The sequence below is a fragment of the Mycobacterium asiaticum genome, assembly GCF_001673365.1.
GTDB lineage: Bacteria > Actinomycetota > Actinomycetes > Mycobacteriales > Mycobacteriaceae > Mycobacterium > Mycobacterium asiaticum_A.
This window is the reverse complement of the sequence record NZ_LZLS01000136.1, coordinates 1-6480: the sequence shown is the minus strand read 5'-3', so window position 1 is coordinate 6480 and position 6480 is coordinate 1. Positions and strand designations below refer to the sequence as shown.

The window sequence follows — 6480 nt, the reverse complement described above, 5'->3', positions numbered from 1 at the left end:
CGGGAAGCGGTGATGTTCAAAAACGGCATCGCCACCTATCACCTACCGGAGACGGTTCCGGTGCTCGAGGGTCAGACCCGGGTCCACTGAATTGGCAGAAGAAACAGGGGCCACCGAAAAGCGGGCCCAGGCTCGCCTCGCCCAGGGCCGCGAACACGTCGTCGCGACGGTGGACGAAATCCCCCCGGGTTCGCACAAATTGGTGCCGATCGGCAGACACGGCGTGGGCGTCTACAACGTCAACGGCACCTTCTACGCGATCGCGAATTACTGTCCGCACCAAGGTGGTCCGCTGTGCTCGGGCCGCGCGCGGGGCCGCACAGTGGTCGACGAGAGTGCCGCCGGCGACGCCATCATGGTGCGGGATCTCGAATACATCTACTGCCCCTGGCATCAGTGGGGTTTCGAATTGGCGACAGGAACCACCGCGGTCAAACCCGAGTGGAGCATCCGTACCTACCCGGTCCGGGTGATCGGCAACGACGTGTTGGTGCAGGCGTGACGCTACAGGAGAGTCGAGTGTCTTCGATCGAGGTCAACGGTGGCAACGTAGTCTACGAAATCCTCGGTGAGTCAGGCGATCTCATTGCGCTGACGCCTGGCGGCCGGTTCAGTAAGGACATCGACGGCTTGCGTCCGCTGGCCGAGGCGCTCGTCGACGGCGGCTACCGCGTGCTGCTGTGGGACCGCCCCAACTGTGGCGCCAGCGACGTGCAGTTCTACGGGCAGAGTGAGTCCCACATGCGCGCGGAGACGCTGTACAAACTGGTCACCGGGTTGGGTTTCCAGCGGTGCATCCTCGCCGGAGGCTCAGGCGGCGCAAGGGATTCCATGCTCACCACGATGCTCTATCCGGAACTGGTCACCAAACTGGTCGTGTGGAACATTGTCGGTGGCATCTACGGCAGCTTCGTGCTGGGCTCGTTCTACATCATCCCGAGCATCCTCGCGGTGCGCGGCACCGGAATGGACGGCGTGATCAAGGTTTCGGAGTGGCGCGAGCGCATCGAACAGAACCCGGCCAACAAACAACGCTTCCTGGACTTCGACTCCGGCGATTTCCTCAAGGTTATGTTGCGCTGGCTCAACGCGTTCGTTTCCAAACCGGGCCAGACGATTCCGGGTGTCGAGGACGAAATGTTCGACCGCATACAGGTTCCCACGTTGATCATCCGCGGCGGCGAAAACGACATGGATCATCCGAAGCGCACATCGTTGGAAGTCAGTTGCTTGATCAAGGGATCGAAGCTGATCGATCCGCCGTGGCCGGAGGATGCCTGGGAGCGCGCCTCAGAAGACCGCGCGGCGGGCCGGGTCACCCATTTCAACATGTTCGACACCTGGGTGCAGGCCGCACCCGCAATACTGAAATTTCTGGATAGCTGATGCGTTCAATCAGTGCGGATGTGGACCTCGCAGTTGAGCGAGGCCTCGAGCGCGGTGTGGATCCGACTTTCCGGGACGCGATCAAGGTCGGCTTCGCGCAGGGTGACGTAGACGATGTCATAGCCGTCCTCGCCCGGCTTTCGCATGACATCGCCGCTGATCCCGAACCCCGACAACACGCCATGAGCGTCGTCGTCGGTCCCCCGGCTGATGAAGGTGACCACGCCGGCCTGCGGTTCTCCTCCAAATGCTTTGGTGCACATTCTGATTGCAACTTTCTGCGTGGCGTCGACATCGTCACCGGTGATGAGCAGTTCAACTTCGCGCCGACTCGCCGGCCGGCCGGCAAGGTCGATCGCCACCACGTCGGCACCGACCCCACCAGCAAGTCCCAGGAGCGTTGCCATGCCCTCGCCTAACCGCGCCGGCGACAGCGCACCGGTCGGGTCGACGTTGACGCGCACTACCGCAGTCCGCATGCGGGCAAGCCTAACCGCCGGGATAGGGGGCTAGCCCATGACCACCGCCGACATCGCGATCAGCACCGGGATCTGGCCCGGCGGCTCACCGCGGCTGCTGACGCAGGACCGTGAGGACCTGGAGGCATATCGGCAACGGGGCGGCTACCGTCCGCTCACCGATGCCAAGGAGTTGCTCGCCGAGGTAGACGCCAGCGGACTGCTTGGCCGCGGCGGCGCGGCCTTTCCGCTGAGCGTGAAGCTAGCCGCGGTACGCGCCAACGCGCGGGACGGTGGGGCGGTCGTCGTTGCGAACGGCGAAGAGGGCGAACCGACTTCGGTCAAGGACCGGTGGTTGCTGCGCAACCGGCCACACCTGGTGTTGGACGGACTGCGATTGGCCGCCGCGGTGGTGGCCGCCGACCGCACCTGTGTCTTGGTCTCCGATCCGGACTCGGCACGCAGCGTCGAAGCCGCCATGAGCGAACTCGGCTCCGACGGGGAGCAGATCGAATTGTGCTCGGTACAAGCGGGTTACGTGGCCGGCGAAGAGACCGCCGCGGTGCAGGCCATCAACGGCGGGCCAGCCAAACCCACGGACAAACCGCCGCGGCCCTACGAAGCCGGAGTCGGCGACCGTCCCACCCTGGTGAGCAACGTCGAAACGCTGGCCAACCTGGCCTACATTCAGCAAAACGGTGCCGCCGCGTTTCGCTCGCACGGGACGGCGCAATCGCCGGGCACCTTCCTGGCCACCATCACCGGCGCCGGCCTGCCGGCCGTTCTCTACGAACTGCCGCACGGTCTGCCCTTCGTTGAACTCCTTGCCCTGCACGGTGTTTCACCGGACCGGGTGCGCGGTGTGCTGATGGGCGGTTATTTCGCCGGATTGGTCAACCGCCGCGTGCTCGAAACCACCCTGGACCACGAGACGATCCGCGGCATCGGCAGCGGATTGGGCTGTGGCGCCATCTCGCTGATCACCGACGAATGCCCGGTCGCCGTCGCGGCGTCAGTGGCGGCGTACTTCGACCGGGAAAACGCCGGCCAATGCGGGTCGTGCTTCAACGGGACGGCGGCAATGGCCGCCGCGGCCGGGGCGCTGCGCGACGCCGTCGCGACGTCCGAGGATGTCGACCGGCTGCGCCGTTGGTCGGTGGTGCTGCGCGGCCGCGGCGCCTGCGGCACACTGGACGCCGCAACTAACGTGGCAGCGACGCTGCTCGACCAGTTCCCCGACGAGGTCGCCGACCATCTCGCCGGGACCTGTCCGGTCTGCAGACGTGACGCATTCCGCGCCGACCGTCCCTTCGAAGTCACACCGGCGGTGAGCTGAGAAATGAAAATCCGTCTGGACCGCACCATCTGCGATGGTTTCGGGCTGTGCGCCAAGCATGCACCGGGCTATTTCTCCCTCGACGACTGGGGATACGCGTCGCTGGTCGGTGACGGCAACGTCGATGAGAAAGACCACGATCCAGTCATGCGGGCGCTGTTGGATTGCCCCGTGCACGCCATCACCGAGATCGGCGACCCCAGACCAAGCGTCCCGCACCCCGCATTGCACGACGAAGACGATCCGGCCGCACACGTCAAAACCGAGGACAACGAAGCTCAGTGGGGATTCACCCGTTGACGGATCGGTGCGCCGGGCGCACGGCGCTGGTTACCGGCAGCAGCAGAGGCCTGGGAAAGGCGATTGCGCAACGCCTGGCCGCCGAAGGTGCCACCGTGGCATTGACCGCACGCACCCTGGACCCCGACCCGAAATACCAAGGCTCGCTTACCGAAACGTTGGCTGAGATCACCGCGGAGGGCGGCTCGGCAATCGCGGTGCAGGCCGACCTTTCCCAGGCCGAAGACCGCCAACGTTTGTTCGCCGAAGTCGTCGAACGCATCGGCGCGCCCGACATCCTCGTCAACAACGCGGCCGTCACGTTTCTGCGCCCACTCGACGGGTTCCCGGAGCGTCGGGTGCGCCTGATGATGGAGATGCACGTCGTTGCGCCACTGCACCTCGCCCAGTTGGCCATTCCCGCGATGCGGGAACGCGGGCGGGGCTGGGTGCTGAACGTGACTTCGGTCGGTGGTGATCTGCCGGCTGGGCCGCCATTCGACGAATTCGATCGCAGCGCGGGATTCGGGATCTACGGCACCGTGAAAGCCGCACTGAACAGGCTCACCAAAAGCCTTGCGGCCGAACTGTATGACGACGGTATAGCTGTCAACGCGGCCGCCCCGTCAAAGCCGGTCGCTACGCCGGGGGCGGGCAGTTTGGATCTGGCCAAAACCGACACCGAAGACATCGGGCTTATCACCCAGACCGCACTCGAATTGTGCACCGGTGATCCGAAAGTCATGACCGGCCGCATCGCGCACACTCAAACTTTCCTCAGCGAACTCGGGTGGCCGACCTGACACTCGATGAGGTGCGCGACCGCCTCTGTATCGAGGACCTGCATCCGCTGGTCGGCGGAGCCTCAAGCCTTACCTACGCCGGACAACTTGCCGGCCGGCGGGTGGTGGTCAAGGTGGCTCCGGCCGGCATCGCACCGACCGGACATCGCGACGTGTTGCGCCAGTGCCGAATCATCAAGGCACTCGGCCCCACACCGGTTCCCGTTCCCGAGGTGTTACGCGAAGACACCGGAGACCCACCGGGGGTGCCGCCGCTGTTCGTGATGTCCTGGGTCGACGGCAGCTCGCTGGAACCCCTGTTCGATAGCGATGGCGCGGCGGCGACTGCTGTTGTAGCCGAACGCTTTCGGCGGGCAGCGGCCGTTATGGCACAGCTCCACCGCATCCCGTTGACGGCACTCGGGCTGGAACGCGAACCGGGTGTTGCCGCCGATGCCGAGGTCGAGCGGTGGTGTCGAGCGCTGGAGACGGTGGATGCCGCGCTGGCACCAGGGTGGCGCGATGTCAGTCGGGCACTGACCAATTCGGTACCCGCCCCGCTGCCGCACGCTTTGATACACGGTGACTTCCGCCTGGGCAATCTGCTGGCCGTCGAAGACACGATCACCGCCGTGGTCGACTGGGAAATCTGGTCGGTCGGTGACCCGAGGGTGGACGTGGGTTGGTTTCTGATCAACAGCGATCCACGCACTTACCGGCGCGCCACACCCTATGTGGGTAACACTCCCGATGTCGACGAATTGGCGTCGATTTATCAAGCGGCACTGGGGGTTAGGGCGCCCGATCTCGGCTGGTTTCAGGCGTTGGCCTGTTTCAAGTCGGTGGCGACCTGGGCGCTGATCGTCAAACACAATCGACGGCGCAGCGCTCCTGACCCCGACTTGGAGTCGATGTCGGATACCTTGCCGCACTTGCTGTCACGGGCCCTACAGTTGCTGGGCTAGGTGCGTGGGATGTCCGCGAGCTGCGCGGCATACTTGCGCTCGGCGGCCTCTCGCAGCCGCAGCAAGTGCTCGGAAGGAAACAGATCCGGAGCCGGCTTGCGATCTTTGAGTAGCAGCCGGGCCAGCACCGTCTTGTGCACTTCCGTTGGTCCGTCGGCCAACCCGAGCACGAACGACTCCACCAGGTGTTGCACGAAAGGCATCTCGTGCGTGGTGCCCAACGAGCCATGCAGTTGCAGAGCGCGCGCCGACACGTCGTGCAAGACCTTCTGCATCATCGCCTTCACCGCGGAGATGTCGGCGCGAACCGCCTTGTAATCGTTGTGCTGATCGATCTTCCATGCGGTCTGCAGCGTCAATAGCCGGAACGCCTCGATCTCCATCCACGAGTCGGCAACCATCTCCTGCACGAGCTGCTTGTCTCCCAGCATCTGCCCCTGGGTGCGGCGGGAAACGGCACGCTCACAGAGCATGTCGAAAATACGGCGCACCAGTCCCACCGTGCGCATAGCGTGATGGATGCGCCCGCCACCCAGCCGGGTCTGCGCGACCACGAACGCCCCGCCTCGCGGGCCGAGCATGTTCTCGGCTGGGACCCGGACATTCTCGTACCGCACATATCCCTCACGCCCGCCGCCTAGCGGCTGGTAGCCCAGGCCTACGTCTCGCAATACACGGATGCCTGCCGTTTCACCGGGGACCACGAACATCGAATGACGTTCGTAGGGAGGGGCTTCGGGATCCGTGACTGCCATGACGATCAGGAAGGACGCCATCGAGGCGAAGGACGAAAACCACTTCTCCCCGTTGATGACCCAGTCGTCGCCGTCCTGCACCGCCGATGTCGTGAACACCTTCGGGTCGGCACCGCCCTGCGGTTCGGTCATCGAAAAGCACGACACGATCCGGTTGTCGAGCAGCGGTTCGAGATAGCGCTTCTTGAGTTCCGTTGTGCCGTAATGGGCCAGGATCTCACTGTTGCCCGAATCCGGTGCCTGGGAGCCGAAGACAATGGGGGCGCATTCTGAGCGGCCGAGTATTTCGTTGAGCAGTGCCAGCTTCAGCTGCCCGTACCCTGGTCCGCCCAGGTGCGGCCCGAGGTGAGTGGCCCACAGGCCGCGCTCTTTGACGATCTTCTGCAGTGGCGGGATCAGTGCCTGACGAACCGGGTCGTTGAGGTCATGGGATTCCTTGACCAGCAGATCGACCGGCTCGCACTCGGAGCGAACGAATTGGTCCACCCAGTCGAGTTGGGCCGCCCATTCCGGATCGGT

At 64.6% G+C, this 6480-nt stretch carries 8 protein-coding genes; 6 read left to right on the top strand and 2 right to left on the bottom strand.

Annotated elements, in window-relative coordinates; all coding sequences use genetic code 11:
* The first annotated feature begins 91 nt into the window (after positions 1-91).
* Positions 92-502, top strand: a complete 411-nt coding sequence (locus tag A5634_RS14670; RefSeq protein WP_065144775.1) for a Rieske (2Fe-2S) protein — start codon at positions 92-94, stop codon at positions 500-502.
* A 17-nt stretch (positions 503-519) separates the two neighbouring features.
* A complete protein-coding gene (locus tag A5634_RS14665; RefSeq protein ID WP_065144774.1) occupies positions 520-1386 on the top strand; it encodes an alpha/beta fold hydrolase in 867 nt (288 codons plus the stop codon).
* 5 nt (positions 1387-1391) lie between these two features.
* Here the strand turns inward: A5634_RS14665 and A5634_RS14660 are convergent, their stop codons facing one another.
* Complete coding sequence (locus A5634_RS14660; protein WP_065144773.1) at positions 1392-1865, bottom strand: hypothetical protein; 474 nt, start codon at positions 1863-1865, stop codon at positions 1392-1394.
* Positions 1866-1902: 37 nt separating this feature from the next.
* Between A5634_RS14660 and A5634_RS14655 the strand changes: the two genes are divergently transcribed.
* The 4 genes from A5634_RS14655 to A5634_RS14640 are packed head-to-tail and all read left to right on the top strand — an operon-like array spanning position 1903 to position 5206.
* Complete coding sequence (locus A5634_RS14655) at positions 1903-3180, top strand: NADH-ubiquinone oxidoreductase-F iron-sulfur binding region domain-containing protein (protein WP_065144772.1); 1278 nt, start codon at positions 1903-1905, stop codon at positions 3178-3180.
* A gap of 3 nt (positions 3181-3183) precedes the next feature.
* Positions 3184-3480, top strand: coding sequence for a ferredoxin (locus A5634_RS28245; protein ID WP_065144771.1), 297 nt, complete (start codon positions 3184-3186; stop codon positions 3478-3480).
* Complete coding sequence (locus A5634_RS14645; RefSeq protein ID WP_065144776.1) at positions 3477-4262, top strand: SDR family NAD(P)-dependent oxidoreductase; 786 nt, start codon at positions 3477-3479, stop codon at positions 4260-4262. Before A5634_RS28245 ends, A5634_RS14645 begins: the two co-directional genes overlap by 4 nt.
* Positions 4250-5206 (top strand): phosphotransferase family protein, encoded by a 957-nt coding sequence (locus tag A5634_RS14640; protein ID WP_065144770.1) that lies wholly within the window; start codon positions 4250-4252, stop codon positions 5204-5206. The genes A5634_RS14645 and A5634_RS14640 overlap by 13 nt, the downstream gene beginning before the upstream one ends.
* Here the strand turns inward: A5634_RS14640 and A5634_RS14635 are convergent.
* Positions 5203-6480: acyl-CoA dehydrogenase family protein (locus A5634_RS14635; RefSeq protein ID WP_065144769.1), on the bottom strand; the 1278-nt coding region annotated here is incomplete at its 5' end. The two genes, A5634_RS14640 and A5634_RS14635, sit on opposite strands and share 4 nt — an antisense overlap.

Coding starts and splice junctions, on each gene's coding strand:
- A5634_RS14660 (WP_065144773.1), bottom strand. CDS start 1,865: ATGCGGACTGCGGTAGTGCGCGTCAACGTCGACCCGACCGGTGCGCTG.
- A5634_RS14655 (WP_065144772.1), top strand. CDS start 1,903: ATGACCACCGCCGACATCGCGATCAGCACCGGGATCTGGCCCGGCGGC.
- A5634_RS28245 (WP_065144771.1), top strand. CDS start 3,184: ATGAAAATCCGTCTGGACCGCACCATCTGCGATGGTTTCGGGCTGTGC.